General features: G+C 59.0%; 22 protein-coding genes and 1 pseudogene. 5 read left to right on the top strand and 18 right to left on the bottom strand.

Going from position 1 to position 20,955, the window contains the following annotated elements:
* Positions 1–121 precede the first annotated feature (121 nt).
* The 7 genes and pseudogenes from QP934_RS00480 to QP934_RS00450 all read right to left on the bottom strand — a co-directional run.
* Positions 122–742 (bottom strand): annotated as a pseudogene (locus tag QP934_RS00480) (DUF1648 domain-containing protein); the annotation flags it as partial.
* 422 nt (positions 743–1,164) lie between these two features.
* Positions 1,165–1,542: a GntR family transcriptional regulator gene (locus QP934_RS00475; protein WP_340419293.1), complete on the bottom strand. Its 378-nt coding sequence runs from the start codon at positions 1,540–1,542 to the stop codon at positions 1,165–1,167.
* Positions 1,543–1,683: 141 nt separating this feature from the next.
* Positions 1,684–2,706: an ABC transporter permease gene (locus QP934_RS00470; protein ID WP_419126498.1), complete on the bottom strand. Its 1,023-nt coding sequence runs from the start codon at positions 2,704–2,706 to the stop codon at positions 1,684–1,686.
* A complete protein-coding gene (locus tag QP934_RS00465) occupies positions 2,703–3,284 on the bottom strand; it encodes an ATP-binding cassette domain-containing protein (protein ID WP_419126497.1) in 582 nt (193 codons plus the stop codon). Before QP934_RS00465 ends, QP934_RS00470 begins: the two co-directional genes overlap by 4 nt.
* Positions 3,285–3,323: 39 nt before the next feature.
* Positions 3,324–3,767, bottom strand: a complete 444-nt coding sequence (locus tag QP934_RS00460) for a hypothetical protein (protein WP_269954128.1) — start codon at positions 3,765–3,767, stop codon at positions 3,324–3,326.
* Positions 3,768–3,789: 22 nt separating this feature from the next.
* Positions 3,790–5,553, bottom strand: coding sequence for a biotin carboxylase N-terminal domain-containing protein (locus QP934_RS00455; RefSeq protein WP_419126496.1), 1,764 nt, complete (start codon positions 5,551–5,553; stop codon positions 3,790–3,792).
* Between the two features lie 156 nt (positions 5,554–5,709).
* Positions 5,710–6,573, bottom strand: coding sequence for a sulfurtransferase (locus QP934_RS00450; protein ID WP_419126495.1), 864 nt, complete (start codon positions 6,571–6,573; stop codon positions 5,710–5,712).
* Between the two features lie 248 nt (positions 6,574–6,821).
* On the opposite strand from QP934_RS00450, the gene QP934_RS00445 reads away from it, so the two are divergent.
* Positions 6,822–7,883 (top strand): Cj0069 family protein, encoded by a 1,062-nt coding sequence (locus QP934_RS00445; protein ID WP_419126494.1) that lies wholly within the window; start codon positions 6,822–6,824, stop codon positions 7,881–7,883.
* A gap of 87 nt (positions 7,884–7,970) precedes the next feature.
* Entirely contained in the window at positions 7,971–8,864 is an 894-nt protein-coding gene (locus tag QP934_RS00440) for a DUF4282 domain-containing protein (protein WP_419126493.1), read from the top strand.
* Positions 8,865–8,975: 111 nt separating this feature from the next.
* Here the strand turns inward: QP934_RS00440 and QP934_RS00435 are convergent, their stop codons facing one another.
* From QP934_RS00435 to QP934_RS00415, 5 genes are read right to left on the bottom strand one after another with little or no spacing between them, the layout of a single operon-like run.
* Positions 8,976–9,716: a hypothetical protein gene (locus QP934_RS00435; protein ID WP_337888002.1), complete on the bottom strand. Its 741-nt coding sequence runs from the start codon at positions 9,714–9,716 to the stop codon at positions 8,976–8,978.
* A 15-nt stretch (positions 9,717–9,731) separates the two neighbouring features.
* Positions 9,732–10,148 (bottom strand): DUF3151 domain-containing protein, encoded by a 417-nt coding sequence (locus tag QP934_RS00430; RefSeq protein WP_419126492.1) that lies wholly within the window; start codon positions 10,146–10,148, stop codon positions 9,732–9,734.
* A gap of 31 nt (positions 10,149–10,179) precedes the next feature.
* Positions 10,180–10,767, bottom strand: coding sequence for a Maf family protein (locus QP934_RS00425; RefSeq protein WP_049377993.1), 588 nt, complete (start codon positions 10,765–10,767; stop codon positions 10,180–10,182).
* Positions 10,767–10,976, bottom strand: coding sequence for an acyl-CoA carboxylase subunit epsilon (locus QP934_RS00420; RefSeq protein ID WP_198492599.1), 210 nt, complete (start codon positions 10,974–10,976; stop codon positions 10,767–10,769). The genes QP934_RS00425 and QP934_RS00420 overlap by 1 nt, the downstream gene beginning before the upstream one ends.
* 8 nt (positions 10,977–10,984) lie before the next feature.
* The gene (locus tag QP934_RS00415; RefSeq protein WP_419126491.1) at positions 10,985–12,445 is read right to left on the bottom strand and encodes an acyl-CoA carboxylase subunit beta; all 1,461 of its coding nucleotides are present in this window, start codon (positions 12,443–12,445) and stop codon (positions 10,985–10,987) included.
* 350 nt (positions 12,446–12,795) lie between these two features.
* On the opposite strand from QP934_RS00415, the gene QP934_RS00410 reads away from it, so the two are divergent.
* Genes QP934_RS00410 through QP934_RS00400 form a run of 3 tightly spaced genes read left to right on the top strand, consistent with a single transcriptional unit; the run spans position 12,796 to position 15,250 of the window.
* Entirely contained in the window at positions 12,796–14,064 is a 1,269-nt protein-coding gene (locus QP934_RS00410) for a hypothetical protein (RefSeq protein WP_284788061.1), read from the top strand.
* 32 nt (positions 14,065–14,096) lie between these two features.
* On the top strand, positions 14,097–14,669 hold the full coding sequence (locus QP934_RS00405) for a hypothetical protein (protein WP_284788058.1): 573 nt from the start codon (positions 14,097–14,099) through the stop codon (positions 14,667–14,669).
* A gap of 2 nt (positions 14,670–14,671) precedes the next feature.
* Complete coding sequence (locus QP934_RS00400; protein ID WP_284791989.1) at positions 14,672–15,250, top strand: hypothetical protein; 579 nt, start codon at positions 14,672–14,674, stop codon at positions 15,248–15,250.
* Positions 15,251–15,492: 242 nt separating this feature from the next.
* Here the strand turns inward: QP934_RS00400 and QP934_RS00395 are convergent, their stop codons facing one another.
* The 6 genes from QP934_RS00395 to QP934_RS00370 all read right to left on the bottom strand — a co-directional run bounded on the left by QP934_RS00395 (position 15,493) and on the right by QP934_RS00370 (position 20,809).
* Positions 15,493–15,684 carry a hypothetical protein gene (locus QP934_RS00395; protein WP_284791988.1) on the bottom strand — a complete coding sequence of 64 codons (192 nt, stop codon included), beginning with the start codon at positions 15,682–15,684 and terminating at the stop codon, positions 15,493–15,495.
* Between the two features lie 254 nt (positions 15,685–15,938).
* Positions 15,939–17,429, bottom strand: a complete 1,491-nt coding sequence (locus tag QP934_RS00390; protein ID WP_419126490.1) for an alpha-amylase family protein — start codon at positions 17,427–17,429, stop codon at positions 15,939–15,941.
* Entirely contained in the window at positions 17,426–17,611 is a 186-nt protein-coding gene (locus QP934_RS00385) for a hypothetical protein (protein WP_419126489.1), read from the bottom strand. Before QP934_RS00385 ends, QP934_RS00390 begins: the two co-directional genes overlap by 4 nt.
* Positions 17,611–18,432, bottom strand: a complete 822-nt coding sequence (locus QP934_RS00380) for a carbohydrate ABC transporter permease (RefSeq protein WP_005326715.1) — start codon at positions 18,430–18,432, stop codon at positions 17,611–17,613. Before QP934_RS00380 ends, QP934_RS00385 begins: the two co-directional genes overlap by 1 nt.
* On the bottom strand, positions 18,432–19,436 hold the full coding sequence (locus QP934_RS00375) for a carbohydrate ABC transporter permease (RefSeq protein ID WP_419126488.1): 1,005 nt from the start codon (positions 19,434–19,436) through the stop codon (positions 18,432–18,434). The genes QP934_RS00380 and QP934_RS00375 overlap by 1 nt, the downstream gene beginning before the upstream one ends.
* Before the next feature lie 122 nt (positions 19,437–19,558).
* A complete protein-coding gene (locus tag QP934_RS00370) occupies positions 19,559–20,809 on the bottom strand; it encodes an ABC transporter substrate-binding protein (RefSeq protein ID WP_337887995.1) in 1,251 nt (416 codons plus the stop codon).
* Positions 20,810–20,955: the final 146 nt, after the last annotated feature.

Raw genomic sequence — 20,955 nt, 5'->3', positions numbered from 1 at the left:
GATGGACGAAATCGTTGATTGGCGATGATAGCGGAGGTTCGCCTTAACCAAGGATGACGGGCAATGCTAACGAGCCGACCAGGATGAGTATCACGAGGCTGAAAAAGACCTTGGCCTGCCACCGGGCATAATTAAACGACATTCCCGTACCGAAGCGCTTATCTACCAGTACCGCCGGGTCATCCGGGTTGTAATACATTACGCCCCATTTATAGAGGTGGTCATTGTCCGGTGATTCTTTGTCTTCATCAGCGAAGTGAATACCGTGCAATTGCTCGGATAACCGGGATTGTTTGTAGAGAATAAATACAACTAGGCCGATGCTGCCACCGATGGCGAGAATCAGCATTGTGATGATCGCGGCGCTGTTAAAGCGTTGATAGTGCGGGATAGGGCCGGTTACCTGCATGAAGGCCATCCCGGCGCTGATGAGCAGAGTGAGTACTCCCATTCCGGTGTTTGTTAGGGCGAGGTTTGCTTCGTTGCGCACACGAGCTTTAATGTTGCGCTCAGAGCGTGGGGATACCTCACTATGCGCGATAAAAGAGCAGATAATCGCAAACAGTCCCAGCAATGCTAAAGCGAAGAATGAGGAGAAAAACACGCTCCCAATTGATTTGTCGCTCCAATTGTCGGCCTCCATGGATTCATTCCAGTGCACAGGAACGGGGTCAGGAATGGCGGACCAGTGGGAAGCGACGATGATTGCACCGGCCGCGATGCACAACAGGGAAGCGAGCATGGTTACCCACGGAAAGGTCGGGGTAGGGATGCCGCGGAATTCGGGTGAATCACCCGCTTTGGTGGAAACACGGGCAGCGATGCTGGTTTCCACCTCGTCGAACCAGCCGCCTGCCTTTTTAGCGGCGATGATGCGGCGGCGCTGGGATAGATAAGCCCACATGCCACCGAGCGCTACCACGAGGGAAGGTACGGCGGCTAATAGCGGCAGTTTCCAGACAAAGAGGGACAGGACCGTCGCCGCACTGCCACAGGCCCACGTGCGTACCTTGAATCCGGCGAGGGCAGAGGTAACTGCAGGATCGGAAAGATAGGCTTTTGGCACGCGTACACCGAGAGGCGTGCCAGGTGAGGCTAGGGAGGGTGTTTGGGCCATAATCCAAGTGATAGCAAGGGTGGTGGCGGCCATTAAAAGTGTGAAAATCATGACGATACTTCCAAGTCATTAAGGGTGGAGTTAAGTCGAGCGTGGAGCTCATCCGGGCTAAAGCCCTGTGCGCGGGCGAGTGCTACTACGCGGCTTAATTGCTCATTCAGTTGTTTTTCTTGTGTGGCGGTACGAGCACCAGGCCTGACGATGGAGCCGGAGCGGCCGGCGGTTTCTACGAGGCCCTCGGAAACCAAGAGGTCGTACGCCTTCTTCACGGTGGCCGGGTTGATGCCTATGTCTTTCGCGACGCGGCGGACGGGGTCGAGCTTGTCGCCATCAGAGAGCTGTCCGCGAGCGATAGCCAAAACGATTTCATCGTGAATTTGTTGGAAGACGGGGATATCTGAATCGGGGTTGAGGTTAATAAACATCTGTCACCTCCAATCTTTATTCTGTATCACTTATAGTAACACAAACTGTGTTATGTGAAGTGATACAGAATCAACCTCAAAAGAAATCCCCAGGTATGTGCAACTTATTGAAGTGACGTACCTGGGGAAAGTGCAGGGCAACTAGAAAAAGAGGACCACAGCTATGGCCGCAATACCGAAGCCACCGCGCAGGAAGTAACTGAAGACCTCGGGGGAGAATGAAGCACCGAAGCCACCGGTATCGATGATGCTCATAGCGGTCACGCGTGCGGGGCGGGAGCGCTTGAAGGAGGCATAGGTAAGTCCTAAACAGCACGCGGCGAGTACGAGTATCGGCAGCTTCCACACGGTGGCGATGAAGGCGGTACCGAGAACGGCGGCACCGGCTGTCGCGGTCAGGGGAAGTCCCCAGTCGGGCAAGGCACCATCGATGATGCGGCCAAAGGATGCGGCGCGGCCGGTGGCGGCGCCGACGATGGTCCATGCGACAGCGAATCCAATGAGGGCAAGGCTGCCAAGCTGTGGTGCTAGACCTAGGGTTAGGCCCATGACGGCGACCGCGCCGAGCGGGATGTACCAGCGGCGGTACAAGCGCCGGAAGAAGAGGAGACCGGGCGATGCCGTGGCGCGCGAGCGCGGGCGCAGGCGCGCGCACTGGGAGGCGGTGGCATCGGCAGATACCTCGGAATCCAGTAGCCCAAAGGAGGACGAGCCGACGGAACGGGTACGGCCCGCGCGGAGGAGCGAGGCGAGGTTGAAGGAACGCCAGCCGAGCGCTATGCGCAGCAGGGGGAGGGCCATCGCGGCATAGAGCGGAAGGTGTAGCGATGTACACAGGGCTAGGCCGAGGGGGCTCACGCCGGCGAGTTGGGCAATAGACAGCTTATCGACGCCCCGCATACGCCCCTGCGGCCTATCCACGTAGACCCACCGGCCTAGGGAAAGGCTGCGCAGTGGATAGAGCGCTTCAAGGAGAACGATGAGCGCGAGGGAGCCGAACGCAGCGCCAATGGTCGCGGTGGCGGGTAGAGAAGCGGCTGTGCGCTGCGCGAGCGAGGGCAAAACCTCGGCGGCATTCTGCCAAGCGTAGACACTGACGCTCGCGATGAGCGCCGCGATGAAGGCGTAATAGAGGGCTGAAGAGGTGTGAGATAAAAGCTTCATGAAATCTCTACCACCTCGTCGCAGGCAGCGAAGATGGCCGGGGAGTGGGAAGCGAGCACTATGCAGCGGCCCTCTGTGGCGAGGTGGCGCAGCTCCTCGGCCAAGAAGACGGTCCAGGTGTGGTCAAGGTGGCGCTCGGGTTCGTCGATAAGCAGGGCCTTGGCCGGCTGATAGAGCTGGGCCGCAAGGTAGACGCGTTGGCGCTGGCCAGAAGAAAGGTCGCTGACTGCGGAGTTTCGGATGGCGTTATCGATAGCCCAAAGCTCATAGACCTCGGCGAAGTCCACGCCCGTGCGGCGCCCAAGGAGGGCAAAGTGCTCGCCGACGGTGAGGTCCGGCAAAAAGACCGGGTCCGCGACTGCGATAACAAAACCGGCCGCCTCTGCGCTGCCGGGTGCGGCACCGTCGATGGAGACGGTGCCTTTCAGCGGGGCAATTTCGCCGCTCAACGTCTGCAGCAGCGTAGATTTACCCGCACCATTGGGGCCCTTCAAGCCGTAGACGCGCCCGGCGTCGAATGCGTGGCTTAGGTGCCCCAAGGCAGTGGCATGTCCGTAAGTTGCATCTATTTTCAGCATCGCAGTCAGGTTAGCAGGCAGGCGGCCGGTCCTTGGGGACTAGAAGCGGCGGAAGTACTTGCCGGGGGTGAGCTCCTCGAATCCGGGCAAGGGCTCGACGGAAGAGATGCCGGGTGCAGTTTGCTCGGCTGCGAGGTCGATGGCGTTGGCAATAAGCAACTCGCGGGCGGCAGGGTCATCGCTGGAAACGGCGAGCTCGGGAATGTCCTCGGGATCGAAGGGGGTGAGCCAGGCGGCGTCGTCAAGCGGGTGGGCCGAGGGATCGCCAAGGAACGCTGGGCCTTTGTCAGCGGCGGGGTAGTAGCGCAAGAGCGCGGCGCCGCGGGGAACCACGGTGGGATCCTCATTCGCGGACATGGGCAGGGCGATAACCCCGCCGTCCACGATGGGGGACCACTCAGAAATATAAGAAGGGAAGAGGCCCGCGAGATAGTCGCGGTCCTCTTCCTTGGCCAAACGCACGCCGAGAGAAGAAGCAGTCATTCTTCCAGGCTAGCGGTGCGTGCTATTTGATTTCCAGTAGCACGCTTCCCTTGGTGGTAGCAGCGCCTGCTTCTACTGCTAGACCGGTAACGGTGCCGGTCTTATGGGCCTTGACGGGGTTTTCCATCTTCATGGCCTCGAGCACGAGGAGGACCTCGCCTTCGGAAACCTCCTGGCCTTCTTCTACGTTGACCTTGATCACCGTACCCTGCATTGGGGAGGTAACCGCATCGCCGGATACAGCGGCCTTGGCACTGGAGCCCTTGCGCTTTTTCTTTTCACGTGGCGCGCCGTTGATGCCAAAGGAAGCAGGGAGGGCAACCTCGATTCGGCGGCCGTCGATCTCCACGGTGTGTACCTGGGATGGCTCTGCCTCTGCAGCCTCGGCATCGGTGGACTCATCGTGGGCGGGCAGCTGGTTATCCCATTCCTCTTCGATCCATTTGGTGTAGACACTGAAGTTGCCGTCTTCTGCGGTGAAAGCTGGGTCAGCAACGATAGCCTGGTCAAACGGGATAACGGTGGGCAGGCCTTCAATCTTGTACTCGGCTAGGGCGCGGGCGGAGCGACGCAGTGCGGTCTCGCGGTCTGGGCCCCAGACGATGAGCTTGGCCAGCATGGAATCGAATTGGCCGCCAATGACGGAGCCCTGGACGACGCCGGAATCCACGCGCACGCCCGGACCCGCCGGCTCGGAGTATTTCACGATGGTGCCGGGCGCCGGCATGAAGTTCGCCGCGGCATCCTCGCCGTTGATGCGGAACTCGAAGGCATGGCCGCGCGGGGTGGGGTCTTCCTTCAGCGAGAGCTCGTGGCCCTCAGCGATACGGAATTGCTCGCGCACGAGATCGAGGCCGGTAGTTTCCTCGGAAACTGGGTGTTCAACCTGCAGGCGGGTATTGACCTCTAGGAAGGAAATGAGGCCATCGGCGCCCACCAGGTATTCCACGGTGCCTGCGCCGTAGTAGCCGGCCTCGCGGCAGATGCGCTTGGCGGATTCGTTAATGGAGGCGCGCTGCTCCTCGGTGAGGAAAGGAGCCGGGGCTTCTTCCACTAGCTTTTGGAAGCGGCGCTGCAGGGAACAATCGCGCGTGCCGACGACGACTACGTTGCCGTGCTTATCCGCCAGTACCTGGGCCTCGACGTGGCGGGCCCGATCCAGGTAGCGCTCCACGAAGCACTCGCCGCGGCCGAAGGCGGAGGTTGCCTCGCGGGTGGCGGATTCAAAGAGCTCGGGGATTTCGTCTGCGGAGTAGGCCACCTTCATGCCGCGGCCGCCGCCGCCAAAGGCAGCCTTGATGGCTACGGGCAGGCCGTATTCCATGGCGAAAGACTGCACCTCATCGGCGCCGGCTACCGGATCTTTGGTGCCTGGGGCCATGGGGGCTTCGGCGCGCTCGGCGATGTGCCGCGCGGTAACCTTATCTCCCAAGTCACGGATGGACTCGGGAGAGGGGCCAATCCACGTCAGGCCGGCGTCGATGACGGCCTGGGCAAAGTCGGCGTTTTCAGACAAGAAGCCATAGCCGGGGTGGATGGCATCGGCGCCGGATTTTTCTGCGGCGTCCAGAATCTTGTCAAAGACGAGGTAGGACTCGGCAGAAGTGGTGCCGCCGAGGGCAAAGGCTTCGTCGGCAAGCGAGGCAAAAGGTGCCTGGGCGTCTGGCTCGGCGTAGACGGCGACGGAGGCAATGCCAGCGTCGCGGGCCGCGCGGATCACGCGAACGGCGATCTCACCGCGGTTCGCCACGAGAACCTTAGAGATCTTTTTGGTTTCTACTGCCACAGCAGCAACCTCCTGAACACATTAGGTTGAATACGCAATCTATTCTTGCACACAAAAGCATGAGTTAATTTTCACGCACGCGAGTGGGGATGTTTTTGAACAAAAATAAACCCACATCCCTGCCGGATATGGGTTTATGTGGCGAAACCGAAAAAGTTAACGCTCAATCGGCATTTTCACCATATTGCCCCACTCAGACCACGAACCATCGTAGACCTGCGTCTTTGTGAATCCCAAAAGATGCGTCAGCACAAACCAGGTGTGTGCGGCCTGTGCGCCCACGTGGGAGTAGAGAATCGTTGCAGATTCAGGCTCCAACATTCCGTAATTAACCTTGAGCTCCTCGGCCGAGCGGAAGCAGGAGTTGGGATAGATGGAACGGTCCCACTCGAGGTTGATGGCGCCCGGGATGTGGCCGTGGCGCATGGTGGTGCCGTAGGCGGAATCGCCATTGGGATCGTGCTCGGTGGCCTCGCCCGCAAACTCCTCTGGGGAGCGGGTATCCACGAGCGCTCCTTCGGACTCGCGCACCTGGTCTACGAAGGCACGCAGGACGGAATCATCGCGGCTTACCTCGGGGTATTCGGATACGGGGAAGTCCGGCACCATGAAGGAAGTATCGCGTTCCTCGGCCATCCAGGCATTGCGGCCACCATCGAGCAGGCGAACATCCTTGTGGCCAAAGAGGGTAAATACCCACAGGGCATAGGCTGCCCACCAATTGGACTTATCGCCATAAAGCACAATCGTATCGTCGGCATTAATGCCCTTGTCCCGCATCAAAGCAGTGAACTCTTTGCCATCGATGAAATCGCGAGTAAGTGGGCTCAGTAGTTCCGTGCGGAAGTTGATGCGGGTGGCGGTGGGGATATGGCCAATGTCATAGAGGAGCGAGTCTTCATCGACCTCAATGACGCGCAGGCCCTTGATGCCTAGGCGTGCGGACAGCCACGGTGCAGACACGAGGCGCTCGGGGTGTGCGTATTCCTGAAATGGGGGATAGGGATCAACGTCAGCCACTGTCCGCCTGCCTTTCCTATAAGGGTTAGTAATTTGCTGCCACCACTTTAACCCGAATTTTCCTGTGGTGATCACTCGGGGATCATTCTTGTGGTGTGCGATACAGGCCTCGGCCGGGGAAATAGGGGCCCCGGCCGGCGGGGCTAGGCAGAGGGGGCAGTTGGCCGCGCGGCTGAGGAAAAGCTGGGATAAACTCGGGATATGGTGCGACAACGTGCTATGAACACCACCTAAGAAGGGAATTACTAGTGCACAAGGCAATCGTTGTATTTGAGGTAGAGGGCGGCTCCGATAAAGGCGCAGATGGTCACCGTAAGGACACCATGCCGATCGTCAACGCGATCAAGGAACAAGGCTGGGATGCGGAGGTCATCTACTTCCACCCAGACAAGGCAGAGCAGATCTACGCCCAGGTTTCTGAAAACTTTGATGCTTATATCTCTCGCGTGAACCCAGGCAATATCCCCGGCGGCGAGAAGGGTTACTTCGAATTGCTCACCAAGCTGGCGGATGCCGGCCTGGTAGGCATGTCCACTCCGGCAGACATGATGGCCTACGGCGCCAAAGATGCACTGGTCAAACTCAATGACACCCCGCTGGTGCCGGACGATACCGCCGCGTACTACGAGGTAGAAGAGCTGCATAATACTTTCCCCACCTCGCTGTCTTATGGTGAGCGGGTGCTCAAGCAAAATCGCGGTTCCACCGGTGAGGGCATCTGGCGCGTGCGCCTCGCGGACCAGGAGCTTGCCCAATCCGTGGAACCGGGCACCGCGCTCCCGCTCGACACCGCCCTGAAGTGCACCGAGGCAGTAGACAATCAGACTCATGACTACAAGCTGGGAACCTTCATGGACTTCTGTGACCAGTACATTGAGGGCGATAACGGCATGCTGGTGGACATGCGCTTTATGCCGCGCATTGTGGAAGGTGAAATCCGTATTCTCCTCGTGGGCGATGAGCCGGTATTCATCGTGCACAAGAAGCCAGCCGAAGGCGGCGACAACTTCTCTGCCACGCTCTTCTCCGGCGCAAAGTACACCTACGACAAGCCGGAATCTTGGCCGGAGTTGCTCGAGATGTTTAAGAAGGCTCGCCCCGTTATTGCTGAGAAACTCGGCGATACCAAGGACGTTCCCCTGATCTGGACCGCGGACTTTATGCTTGACGATGCCCCCGATGGCACCGACACCTATGTCCTCGGTGAGATCAACTGCTCCTGCGTTGGCTTCACCTCCGAGCTGGACATGGGTATCCAAGAAAAGGTCGCCGCCGAGGCGATTCGTCGCGTTCAGGACGCGAACGCCTAGCGCACGCTGTATTCTGCCAAGTGGCCCCACGGGTGACCGTGGGGCCTTTTCCTACCATCCCCTAAAGCATTTTCTAAGGACCAGATTATGGCTGATAATGATTTCAACTCCGACGGCTTCCCGAAAGATTTTTCTCCGCGCGATTTTTCCGAGACCCCGCGTCACCGGGTCGAGGACGCTGCGAAAAACGCCGAAGACGCCGGCGCCTCCGAGGTGAACGAGACCAAGGAATTCGGCTCTACTGATGCCAAGGAGACGAAGTCTTTCGGCCACACCGATAAGCCTGGTGAGTCTGGGCATTCGAGTGCTCTTTCCTCCCCGCAGCCGAGCGCGGAGGGCAATTCCTCTGACTTCTGGGCCTCCTCGAAGTCCTCCACCCCAGGCGAGGGAGCTGCCTCCCGTGCGCATAATCCATTTACGGATGCGGCGTCGTCGGATGCTGCTGCGAACGGCAACCAATTCGGCTCCGCCCAGTCCGCTCACGATCAGCCGGTTTTCGGTGGTTACACCCAGCAGCAGAGCACGAGCCAGGGATTCGAACAGTTCCCGCCAGCAGGTGAAGCTTCTGCCGATTCTGGCTCGACTCTTGGTGATAAGAAGAGCCAGATGAGTGACACCCTCAAGGGCTTGGGCAAGAAGGACGGCATATTGGGCGGGCTCTTTGAGTTCGAGTTTAAGCACTTCCTGACCCTCACCCATGTGAAGGAAATCTACAAGGTCGCCATGATTCTTGGCGGCATCATGTGGATCCTTCACCTCCTCGGCGCCTTCTTAATCGCCACCGGCATGGGCATTTATGGCATTCAGGAAGATTCCGCGTCCGCCATCTTCGGAAGCATCTTTGCGTTCATCTTCCTGGCGGTACTGAGCACTGTCATCTACTACGCAATCATGGTTGTCATCAGGCTATTCTTGGAAGCCATGGTGGCTAACGTGCGCATTGCGCAAAACACCGGCGACATCCTGGACAAGATAGACTAGCACTGTAATGAGCTGATTGCTCAATTAAGCGAGCAACGACGAGCGCCCCAGCGAAATTCCGCTGGGGCGCATTGTATTGCAGGCCCAGGTGATTAAATGTCGGCCGAAAAGTTAGTCGTAGGTGCCCAGCTGGTAGCTGGGAAGGGCAACCCACATCTTGTTGAATTTCTCGACTTCGCCGGATACCGGTTCAAGAGAATTGCCCTGTGCCTGCAGGCGCACGGTGTGGTGGGCGGTAATGCCCTCCGCGGTTGAGCGGCTGCGCTCTCCCCAGGTGAAATCGACCTCGTTGTCTGAGACTGGGGTGACGCTCTCTACCTTGTCAAAGACGGACATGTCCTTTACCGGAGCGCCATTGACGTAGAAGGCTATGCCATCAGCAATTGAGGCGCCGGTGCCTGCCGGACCATTTAAATCGCCCATTGAGCCGCGGAAGGTGATCCAGCTAATCGTGGCGCACGGGTCATAGGAGTTCTCAATATCGGCGATCCAGTAATTGAAATCGCTGCCGTCATCAGCGGGCATGCGTCCGGGGGCCGTGCCAGAGGCGTAGATCTTGCGCGGGTCGTTGGGCAGCTTCGCGCACGCGTCGTCCTTGCCCTTTTCCTGTTGCTGCGTGGATTCCTTGTCGCCCGTATCGGTGGACTCAGACGGGGAGGGTGCTGCTGCGGAAGCCGCATCGTCCCCGCCGGAGGATTCATCCTCGGCAGGTGCTTGGCTGGAAAAGACTGGCTCTTGGGAGGAAGAAGAATCCTCCTGAGCACCGCAGGCGCTTAGTGCGAGCGGCAGGGTAGTAGCAAGCAATACGGCGGCGGAGAAGCGGCGTAGGCGGCGCGGTGTCACGGCAGGCATACGGGAACTCCAGGATTAGTCGAGGAGGGTGGCGACGGACTCCGGGTCGGCGTCGGAAAGCATCTGGCGAATGCGGTCGTATTCGCCGTCCTCGCCGATGGCCTTGGCGGCGTGGCCGAGTGCGGCGATGGCGCGCAGGACACCCTGGTTCGGCTCATGGGAGAAGGGGACAGGGCCCCAACCCTTCCAACCATTACCACGCAGGCGATCGAGGCTGCGGTGGTAGCCCGTGCGCGCGTAGGCATAGGCGGTGATGAAAGCGGACGGTTCAGAGCCCTTTTGCTGGTTGAGTTCCTGCTCTGCTAGAAGTGCCCACAGCAGCGGGGAATCGGGATGGGCAACAATGCCGGTGGCGAGGTTCGAGGTGGACTCTGCGCCGGGATCGGCCGGCAGCTCAATGGGTTTCGGGGCAAGCATGTCTTTCATTTCCATGCCACCCCACTGTAGCGACGCCGACGCGTGGCTACCAGAAATCGGAGACGTTCAGGTCAAAGGCGTAGAGCGCGCGGCGCACCACTGGCAAGGACAAACCGATAACGGAGGAAGGATCGCCTTCGATGCGGTCAATGAACCAGCCGCCCATTGCTTCCAAGGTGAAGGCACCGGCGCAGTGGAGAGGCTCGCCGGAGTGGGCATATGCTGCGATATCGGCCTCGCTGGCCTGGGCAAAGTGCACCGTGGTGGTGGATGTTTCCACATGGCGTTTATTGCCAAAAATGAGGCAGTGGCCGGTAAGCAGCTCGGCTGTGCGGCCGGCTTGCTGGTGCCAGCGCTCGATGGTGGCTTCCTCGGTATGGGGCTTGCCTTGTAGCTCGTCGTCGAGCAGCAGCATGGAATCGCCGCCGATGACGGGCTCGGTGGGGTAGCGCTCGGCCACCTTTTCGGCCTTGGCGGAGGCTAAGGCCGCCACGATATCGGCCGGTGGGTGGCCCGCGAGCGAGGCTTCGAGGGAGCGCTCGTCTATATCGGCCGGCTCTAAAACGGGCTCCACGCCCGCGCCGCGCAGAATAGACGCGCGCGAGGGTGATTGGGAGGCAAGGATAAGCCGCATTAGAAGTACCGCACGGTATGGAAGGCGGAGGGGTTGTAGACGCGCTGCGCGCCAAAGCGCTCGAAGCGCTCGGCAGGGTTACCCCATTCATTGCGCTCGCCGGTAGCGCCCGAGTGCTTCGCGCTCATCTGCGCCAATACGGTGCGCAGGGCCGCGAGCTCATCCTCGGTGGGATTGCCCTTGACTACCTTGATTTCAGGTGCAGACATTTCCCCTCCTAAACGGTTCCGTGCTTCTTCGGTACCTGGGCTACGGCCTTGCGCTCTAGCAGGCGCAGGCCTTCTACCAGGTAGTGGCGGGTTGCCGTTGGCTCGATAACATTATCGGCCAGCCCGCGCTCCGCTGCGGCATATGGGTGTAAGAAGAGCTCGTCCATCTCCTCTTCCTTGTCCTCCGAGCCATAGATGGCCAGGGAAGCTTGGGAGGCCTGGGTGACGGCAATTTCCGCGGTGGGCCACGCGTAGACCAAATCCGCGCCGAGGTCCTTGGCGCCCATAAATACGTAGGCCGGACCGATGGCCTTGCGGGTGATCACAGTGAGCTTGCCGACGCTCGCTTCAGCCTGCGCATAGGCAAACTTCGACGCCCTGCGCAGCAGGCCGGCCTTTTCTTCTTCCGGGGTAGGCACAAAGCCTGGGGAGTCCACGAATTCCACAATGGGGGTATTGAAGGCATCGCAGGTACGCACGAAGCGTGCGGCCTTTTCTGCGGCGGCGGAATCTAGGGCGCCAGCCAGTGCCAGTGGCTGATTGGCAACGATGCCGACGGCGCGGCCGTCGATGTAGGCAAAGCCGGTAAGGATGTTTTGTGCGGCCTCGGCGGATAACTCGAAGAAGGAGCCTTCATCGACGACAGCCTTGATGACATCGCTCATGTCATAGGCCTGCGCGGCAGTATCCGGGATGACGGCGTTCAAATCAAAGTCTGCGACGCTACCGGCTTCCACTCGCGGCGCCTCGGCCCGGTTATTGGCGGGGAAGTAAGCCAAAACGTCGCGCACGAGGGACAAAGCCTGCTTGTCGTCGCTGGCCACCAGGTGAGCGGTGCCGGACTCTGCGTGGGCTGCGGCGCCGCCAAAGGTCTCTGGCTCCGCACCGGCCACGTGGCTGGCGGCCTGGTGGAGAGCGGTGCCTTGGGTGACTACGAGGACATCGGCAAACGTGGGTGCGAACGCTGCAATGCCGCTGGTATTGCCCGCGATAACGGAAATCTGCGGGATGAGACCCGAAGCCTGGGAGACACGCGCCATGAGGCGGGCGTATCCGGCCATGGTGACGATGCCCTCTTGCACACGCGGGCCGGTGGATTCATAGATGCCGATGATGGGCACGCCGGTCTTGATGGCGAGGTCATATACCTTGGTGAGCTTTTCGGCATAAACCTCACCCATCGTGCCGTCGAAGATTTCGCCGTCCTGGCTAAAGACGCACACGCGGCGGCCATCGATAGTGCCGTAGCCGGTGACCACGCCATCGGTATAAGGGCGGTCATGCTCGCGACCGAAGTCGGTAGAGCGGTGGCGGGCTAGCGCGTCCGTTTCCACGAAGGAGCCCTCATCGAGCAGCTGCGTCACGCGGGTGCGGGCGGCCGGCTCGCCTTCTCCCAGCGGCGCGCGGGACTCGGCGAGCTTGGCGTCCAGGTCCTCGATTTTGCCGGCAGTGGTTTTCAGGTCAGTCATAGGCCTCAACACTACTAGCGCACCCCGCTCAATGCGGAATGGAACGCTGCGGGAACGCGGAGTGGAAAACGGTTGTGTGTCAAATGCCACCACAGTGTGTGCGGTGCATAAAACCTGGGAGTTTGTTGAAAGGAAGCAAGTCATAGGGCCCTAATCTGGGGGTAGAGTCTATTGTAAGTATCCTGCAGTGCTAGGCAGGTGAGCGCTGATTATCGCACCTCAAGGCGGGTGAAGGAAGAAGAAAGATTTTCATTCAACTATTGATGTGAGTCCTGTAAGCCCTTATGATTATCTGAGTCTTCATGAATGTTTCCCCTGATTTTTAACGATCTATTAAGGACGGTCTTCTGGTGATTAAAAAGGGACTGCGTTTGCTCGCACCGCTCGCCGTAGCGGCTCTCTTCACGCCAGTGGCACACGCGGGAGATGTTCCCCCGATGCCGCAGGCATATCCCATTTCCAACCTCTATAAGAGCTGCAGTGCCGCCGGCGATAATGCAGAGCGCGAATGGCGCTTTGCAGAAACCGGCCGCCGCTACATGAGCGACGGCACCCTGCAGTTCAAAAACACCACCAACCAAGAAGTGCCCTACACCGCCGAGGTAGAAACTGGTACCAATCACGAGATTGACGCCAATTCCAAGGCAAAGCTGCCTTCCGGTTGGGACACCACCGCTAAGTCCGATATCGGTCTGAAGATGACCAACGGCTGGCGCGATAAAGAAACCTTCGGCCCTGTGAAGCTGAAGCCGGGTGAGTCCTTCCGCGTCGAATACGGCGTCATTGAAAAGGACTTCATCTCCATGTTCGTAGGCTGCAACGATGACCGCTTGGAAAACATCCCAGGCGCAAATGTCATCCGCGGTAAGGGCCCGGCCGAGCGCTACGCCTTTGCCTACATCATCAAGGCAGACGGCTCCGTGTCCGACCTGGCCATGGAAATTCCATCCCGTTCCCCAGGTGCAAACTCCAAGCCGATCGAGGGTAACTACACCTCTGTATCGGGACCGAGCCTAGAGAAGATCGCCGATCCGAAGAAGGATGAGATCATGCAGCCGTCTGCGGACATGCAGCGCGATCCATCCTGGCCAAAGGAAGGCGATAAGTGTGAAGCCGGCGATACCTCTTGGTACCCGCTGGACATCACCGCGGTAAAGCCGACCTACCGCAAGGCTGGCTACTCCACGGACTTCCTCAACTGGTCCGAGGGTGACTACGAGTTTGCACCGGTCACTGACTTCGTCGTTGGCGCCGAGCACGCCCCATACACCAACTGGCAGGGCAACCGCGGCGATATTCCGAAGGGCTGGCTGGAGTCCGTCGGTGCCGTAAAGCGTGCCTACATGCCGGTCGGCACCGAGCTCAAGCATGTCAACCTCAAGCCAGGCGAGCGCGTACGTGTGGAATATGGCACCACCATGACCCGCATCAACTATCGCGAGATTCACTGCGGCAAGAGCGGAAACTACGACCTCACCTCTAACTACAAGCAGACCTCCGCCCCGAGCGGCTTCTGGGCTGAGGCCAAGATCACCGATAAGGCCGGCAATACCCGCACCGAGGACGTCACTCCGGACGAATTCCGCGACCTGCCTGTTCCGACCCAGACCATCTACTAAATCCCACCACACCTACACAAGGAGAAAGTTCCATGTTCAAGTCCAAGATTGCTTCTACTACCGCGGCTCTCGCCGTTGCTTCCGGCCTCATCTTCGCTCCGGCCGCTAACGCCCTGCCGCAGCGCGACTTGGGTCCGGCTAACCCGACCACCATCGGTGAGCGTTGCTCCAACCCGGGTGACACCGGCCAGACCGTTGACATCAAGCGCACCTACTTCGATGGTTCCGCCGGTTCCTGGACCGTGTCCAATTACAACGATGAGCCGCTGCCTGTTACCCGCTCTATCAAGGAGACTAAGACCAAGACTTGGAACGTGTCTGCTGGCGTCGACTTTAAGCTGTTGGATCTTATCAATTTCACCTTCTCCTCCAGCTACACCGACAGCCAGTCCTATGAGGTTGGCGAGCAGGTCGGCCCTTATGACATCGCTCCGGGCAAGACCGCCGTTCTGCGTGCGGGTTGGGTTGTCTCTGACTTCGAGGGCCAGAAGACCGTGTGTGGCTCCGACCACAAGTGGCAGCCCAACGGTGGCACCTTCACGGCTTCCCTGCCTAAGGAACGTCACGTCGAAGTCTCCACTCGCGATAACAACGATTGGGGCTAAACGTGATCAAGAAGTCCATCGCTAGCGCCCTCGCGTCGCTGAGCTTGGTGGCTGCTCCTGTTGCCCACGCTGCTGATTTCGGTGGGGACTTTGAGCTGCCCCAGCGTTGGAACGACGATTACAAGCCGGGCACGCACTGCTCGACGCCGGGTGAAAACGGCACCTACGTCACTGCAAAGCGACGTTGGTTCAAGCAGACTGATGCCACCAGCGTGGCTAATCGCAACGCTGAGGAAGTACCGGTCAAGCACACCGTCACCAAAGCCCGCACTCAGACCATCGAGGTCTCCGGATCTATTGAAGGTACCGGCGATCTGGCCAAGGTGCTGACCAAGACCTATGGCTTCAACTACGTCAGCGAGCAGCATTGGAAACTAAACCAGGTGGTTGGTCCGTACACTCTGCCTGCGAACTCGCAGGGCAAACTGGTGTGGGGCTTTACCATGCTCGACACTGATGGTCAGGATGTACGCTGCAACTCTGATCAACAGTGGGAAGTCCAGGGTAAGCCGTACTCGGCCTCTGTACCAGAGGCGCGCTATTCCGAGCTCCGCCTCGAAGACACACCTGTGTGGGATTAAAAACGACTGAGGTAACCTCGGTTTAAAGTAGTGCTCCTCCAAGGTAGAACGATAGCTCGTTCTCGCCTCGGAGGAGCATTTTGTCGTTTAGGTCTTCGATCCATTTGCGGGTTACAGCCGTGAGCTTAGTGGGCTAGCGTTCTCACTAGGAGAGGAGAGCGATAGTCAAAAAGACCGGTTCCCACGCCACAAGAGGAGCGTGGTAACCGGTCTTGCTGTGCAGGCCTTTGGGCCGGTACAGATTAGCCGATAGCGTCAATGATGTTGTAGATGCCCTTTGCTGCCTCCGAGGAACCCTCCAGCTTCTGGGAGGAGGCTTCAGAGGAAGCAGAGGCGGCCTCAAAGACGCCGGATAGGTTTTCGAGAACCTCGAAGCCGAGGTCGCGTGCTGCACCGAGGGCTGCCAGAAGGCCTTCTACCAAGATGTCTTCCATGATGTAGTCCTTTCGAGTTGGGTGATGATGTGAATTGACTATGTGCCCAGGGAAGGTTTTCAAATACCTGAACGCTTATTGACTTTAAGGCACCGTGGAATTCTCGCAACTCGAGAATGAGAAAAATCTGAATTTTATTCACTTTAAGTTAATGGCCATTCAATCGCCAGGCTGCGAGCCTTGTAGAGCTGACTGAGACGCACCCTCACTGCCAGTGGGCCGGCTAGGTCGCAGCGGGTGATGAGGCTAAGAACTTAAGCCGGTAGCCAGGCGTAGCCATAAGGGCCAAGCTCCACCGGTCCGAGGTCGATGGAGCGATCGCCGAAGTTATGCAGGCACAGCAGATCACCGCGCTGGTAGCCAAGGATCGCTGCTTCGCCGGTCTCGACCGGCTCACACGGTGCGGTGCCGAGATCAGGGTGGGCATGGCGCTGGGCGATCATAGAGCGGACGGTATTGAGCAACGAGGCAGCGTCCTCAATCTGGGCGGCCACAGACGTTCCGCCTACAACCGGCAGCCGGGATGGTGCGTTGATGCTGAAACCGGCGTGTTCGGAATCGTCCCACTGCATCGGGGTGCGCACCGCATAGCGGTCCGGGAGCGTGGTGTCATCGAGCATGCCAATCTCATCGCCGTAGTAGATAAACGGTGCGCCCGGCAGGGTCATCAGCAGCGAGAACATGAGCTCCACCTTGCGGCGATCGCCATTCATCAGCGGCATCAGCCGGCGGGCAATGCCCACATGGGCGCGCATTTCATCATCGGGGAGGAAAGCTTCATACATCAGCTCGCGCACGTCATCGTCCACCATCTCCAGGGTGAGCTCATCGTGATTGCGCAGGAAGGTACCCCATTGGCAGCCTTCCGGAAGCTGGGGCAGTTCGTCGAGGATGGAGTAGACCGGGGTGGCGTCGCCAAGCGCCAATGATTGGTACAACCGCGGCATAACCGGGAAGTTGAAGACCATGTGGAAGCGCTCGCCCTTGCCATAGAACTGCATGGTTTCGGCCGGAGGCTGGTTGGCCTCCGCGATGAGCACCGCATCCGGGTAGTGGGTGTCCATGAAGGAGCGAATCTTCTCCACAAACTCGATTGTTTCCGGCAGGGACTCGCCGCCTACACCATCGCGCTCAAAGAGATATGCAATGGCATCGAGGCGCAGGCCGTCCAAACCCTTGTCCATCCAGAAGGACAAGATCTTGAATACTTCCTCCTGCACGGCCGGGTTGTCGTAGTTCAAATCCGGCTGGTGGGAGTAGAAGCGGTGGAAGTAATACTGGCCGCGCTTGTCATCCCAGGTCCAATTGGAGGTTTCCACGTCGGTGAAAATGACACGGATTTCGGGATAGCGCTCTGGGTCATCGCCCCAAACATAGAAATCGCCATAGGGTCCGGTGGGATCCGTGCGGGAGGCCTGAAACCATGGGTGATCGGAGCTGGTGTGATTGAGCGCTAGGTCCGTCATAATGCGCATGCCGCGGCGGTGCAGCTGCGCAATGAGCTCTTCAAAGTCTTCCATCGTGCCGTAATCCGGATGGATGGAGTAGTAGTCTGCGATATCGTAGCCATCATCGCGCAAGGGGCTGGCATAAAAAGGCGAGAGCCACAGGCAGTCCACGCCGAGCCATTGTAGGTAATCCAGCTTATCGATGACCCCACGTAGCGTGCCTACCTCCTTATCGCCATCGGCCTTGAAGGAGCCGACGAGGGCCTGGTAGAAGATGGCATTGTGGTACCAGCTCATGAGAGGTCCTTTCTTTTCGCCCGCCAGGTCAGATAGGTAAGGAGGCACAGGGCACCGGCCAGGAGGCCGGGCCAGAGGGCGGGGGAGTCATGGGAGAGATTGAGTACAGCTTGGATAACCGCGAGGACGCTAAAGAATCCGAGGAAGCCTAAGGCGGTATCCCACAGCATGGCCCGGCGCATTAGGCCTTGACACCGCCAGCGGTCAGGCCGGCGACGATGCGGTGCTGGAAGATGAGCACCATGATGACCAATGGGATGGTCACCAATGCGCCGGCGGCCATGGTGGCGGCATAGGGGTACTCGAAAGCGGACGGGCCGGAAAATCGTGCGATGGCTACGGTCACCGGCTCGGTATCGGTAGTGGAAAGCTGCTTGGCCAGCATGAACTCATTCCACGTGGTGATAAAAGCGATGATTGCGGTGGTAAATAGCGCCGGCGCCGCCAGAGGGAGGAGGATGAGGCGGAAAGCCTGGGAGCGCGAGGCGCCATCCACCCGGGCTGCTTCCTCCAGTTCCCAGGGCAGCTGACGGAAAAAGCTCAGCAGCGTGTAGACCGTAAGCGGTAGCGCGAAGGAAATATTGGGGATGATCATCGCGCGGTAGGTACCAATCCATTCCAGGTTGCCAAAGAGCTGGAAGAGTGGGGTGACCAAGGCAATGGCCGGGAACATGGAGGCGGCCAGGATAATGCCGGTGACGATTCCCTTACCAGGGAAGTCATAACGGGAGAGCGCATAGGCGGTAAAGACGCCGATGAGCACGGCCACAGCGGTGGTCACAAGGGAGATAAGCAGCGAGTTTCCCAGCGCCGCCAAGAAGTCATTTCCCTTATCGGTAGCCAAGGCATCGCGGAAATTATCCAGCGTTACGTGGGTGGGCCACGGGGTGGTATCGAAGGTGAATCGCTGATCTCGCAGCGCCGTCACCAGCATCCAGTAAAAGGGAGCTAGTCCCCAGAACATGATGAAAATGATGCCGGCGTAGTGTCCGAATTTACGCATTATTTAGCTGCCTTCCTGCCGGAGACATCCGCGCCAAGGAAGCGGATGAGGATAAAGGCGACGACGAAGATGAGGAGGAAAATAAGGGTGGAAAGCGCGGAGGCGGAGTTGAAGTTGCCTTGGCGCATGTCCTCTACCACCAGCTGGGAAATGGTCGCGGTGGGGGAGTTGGAGGAGCTAGAAATCATGATGGCCGGGAGGTCATACATGCGCAGAGCGTCTAGAGTACGGAAGAGCACCGCCACCATGAGTGCTGGGCGCACCAGCGGGAGGGTGATGCGGAAGAAAGCCTGGATACGGTTGGCGCCGTCCACGCGAGCGGCATCATAAACGTCCTTCGGAATCATCTGCAGTCCGGCCAGGATGAGCAGCGCCATGAATGGTGCTGTCTTCCATACGTCCGCGATGATGACAGCCAGGCGAGCATAGAAGGGATCCGTGGTCCAAGCAATGTTCGCACCAAGCAGCGAGTTGATGATGCCCTCCGGGGCGAACATGAACTGCCATAGCTTGGCCGTGACGGCCGTAGGAATGGCCCAGGGAATAAGTACCGCAGCGCGCACCAGGCCGCGGCCGCGGTACTCACCATTCATAATGAGCGCCATCAGCATGCCCAGGATGGTCTCCAGTAGCACGGTAACGATGGTGAAAAAGAGCGTAATCTTTACCGCCGGCCAAAAGTCCGTGGCGATAACGCCCGGCGGGCAGGTAGAAATCTGGCCAGTGCCGGAAACACACCGGTTATTAATCCAGTACAGGTAATTTTCCAGCCCGGCAAAGCCGCCCTCCTCAAAAAGCCCCGTTTGCGGGTTGAGCTGCCTATTGCCTTGGAAGGACAGGACAATGGCGCGGATGATGGGGTAGCCGATGATTACGGCGAGCACGATGAGCGCCGGAGCAATCAGCCCGGCCACGCGCCCATAATTCTTGCGCTGGGGCTTCGGCGCGCTTGCCGACGCTCCCTTTGGCGCCCCCTTGGACGCAGTCGGCGAAGCTATAGCCACGCTGGACCGCCTTTCTGTTCAAGAAATGCTAAGTATTGGCTCGATTCTATCCCCATTAGGGGAGTGAAAACCACAAAGGGTGAGGCGGCGGTGTGCCCGCCTACCTCACCCGGATTGGGCGTTTAGCCCTGGGAGGCCGATTCGATGGCCGCCTTCATATCGGCGGTGGCATCATCCACCGACTTGCCATCCGTCAATGCGGCGTAGGCATTGTCTTGGATGGCCTTAGAAATCGCCGAGTAGAACGGGGAAACCGGACGCGGTGCTGCGTTCTCCAGAGATTCCTTCAGTGCCGGCAGGTACGGGAATTCCTGCTGCAGCTGCGGGTCATCGTAGATGGAAGCCAAGACCGGCGGGAAGGATTGCTCCGCGAAGGACTTCTGGTTGTCCTCGTTGATGATGAACTTCATGAAGTCGAGCGCGGTGCCCTTATTCTTGGAGTTGATATTGATGCCGTTGTTATAGCCGCCCAGCGTGGACACGCCTACGCCGTCCTTGCCCAGCGGGGCCTGAACCTCGACGTCGATGCCGGCGTCAACCGCATTGGAGTACATATATGGCCAGTTCATGGCGAAGGCGGTCTTGCCTTCGGTGAAGGCCATATTGGTTTCTTCTTCGGTGGCGGCGGTGGAGTCCTTGGAAATGGTCTCCTCCTTGTAGGCATCCACCATGGCCTGCAGGCCGTCCTTGGCCTCCTGGGAATCCACGGTCACGTTGCCGTCCTTATCCAGGACGGAGCCGCCCCAGCCTTCCATAAAGTCAGCGGTGTTGAGCGCTAGGCCCTCGTACTGCTTGAACTGGGTGGTCAGGCAGTTCTTGCCCTTGTCCAGTGCCTCACACGCGGACTTAAGATCCGCAAACTTCTCTGGTGCCTTATCTGCGAGCTCGGTATTGCGGAAAAGCAGCTGTCCGTTGGTGTTTTGCGGCAGGGCGTAGAGTACATCGTTATAGGTAGCGGACTCCACGGTGGCCGGCAAAAGATCATCCGTATTGGTTTCAAAGTCGCCATTGAGCGGCTGGAGCCACTGATTGGCGGCGAACTCCGCGGTCCATACCACGTCCAGCGCCATGACATCGTAGTCATCGCTGCCTGCCTGCAGGGACTGCACCAGGGTTTCGCGCTGGGCATCGGCCTCACCGGCCAGCTCCTTGAGGGTGACCTTCTCGTCTGGGTGCTGCTCGTTCCACTTTTCGATGATGGGGGTTACCTTGTCCGTGTCATTTTTGCCCATGGCAAAGGTGATGGGGCCGCGCGCATCCGCGCCGCCCTCGGAGGAACCGCCCGCAGCGGAATCGGAGGAGGAAGAAGAACAGCCGGCCAGTGCCAAAACTGCGGTTGTCGCAACGGTGGTGCGAAGCAGGAATTTCTTCATGGAATTCACCTTTCGGAAAACTTTCGGTTCTTTAAACCTAAAATACGGAAACCAAAAGGTGGATAATTTTGGCCTATTTAACTCTAAATGGGGGTAGTAAAGGGGCGGCGGGAGGTTGGACTACGTACCTGCGGCGCAGTAGCCCA

Source organism: Corynebacterium sp. MSK122 (genome assembly GCF_030229435.2).
In the GTDB taxonomy this organism is placed as follows: domain Bacteria; phylum Actinomycetota; class Actinomycetes; order Mycobacteriales; family Mycobacteriaceae; genus Corynebacterium; species Corynebacterium marquesiae.
Note: the sequence above shows the minus strand (reverse complement) of the source record. Positions and strands in the feature narration are given on the sequence as shown.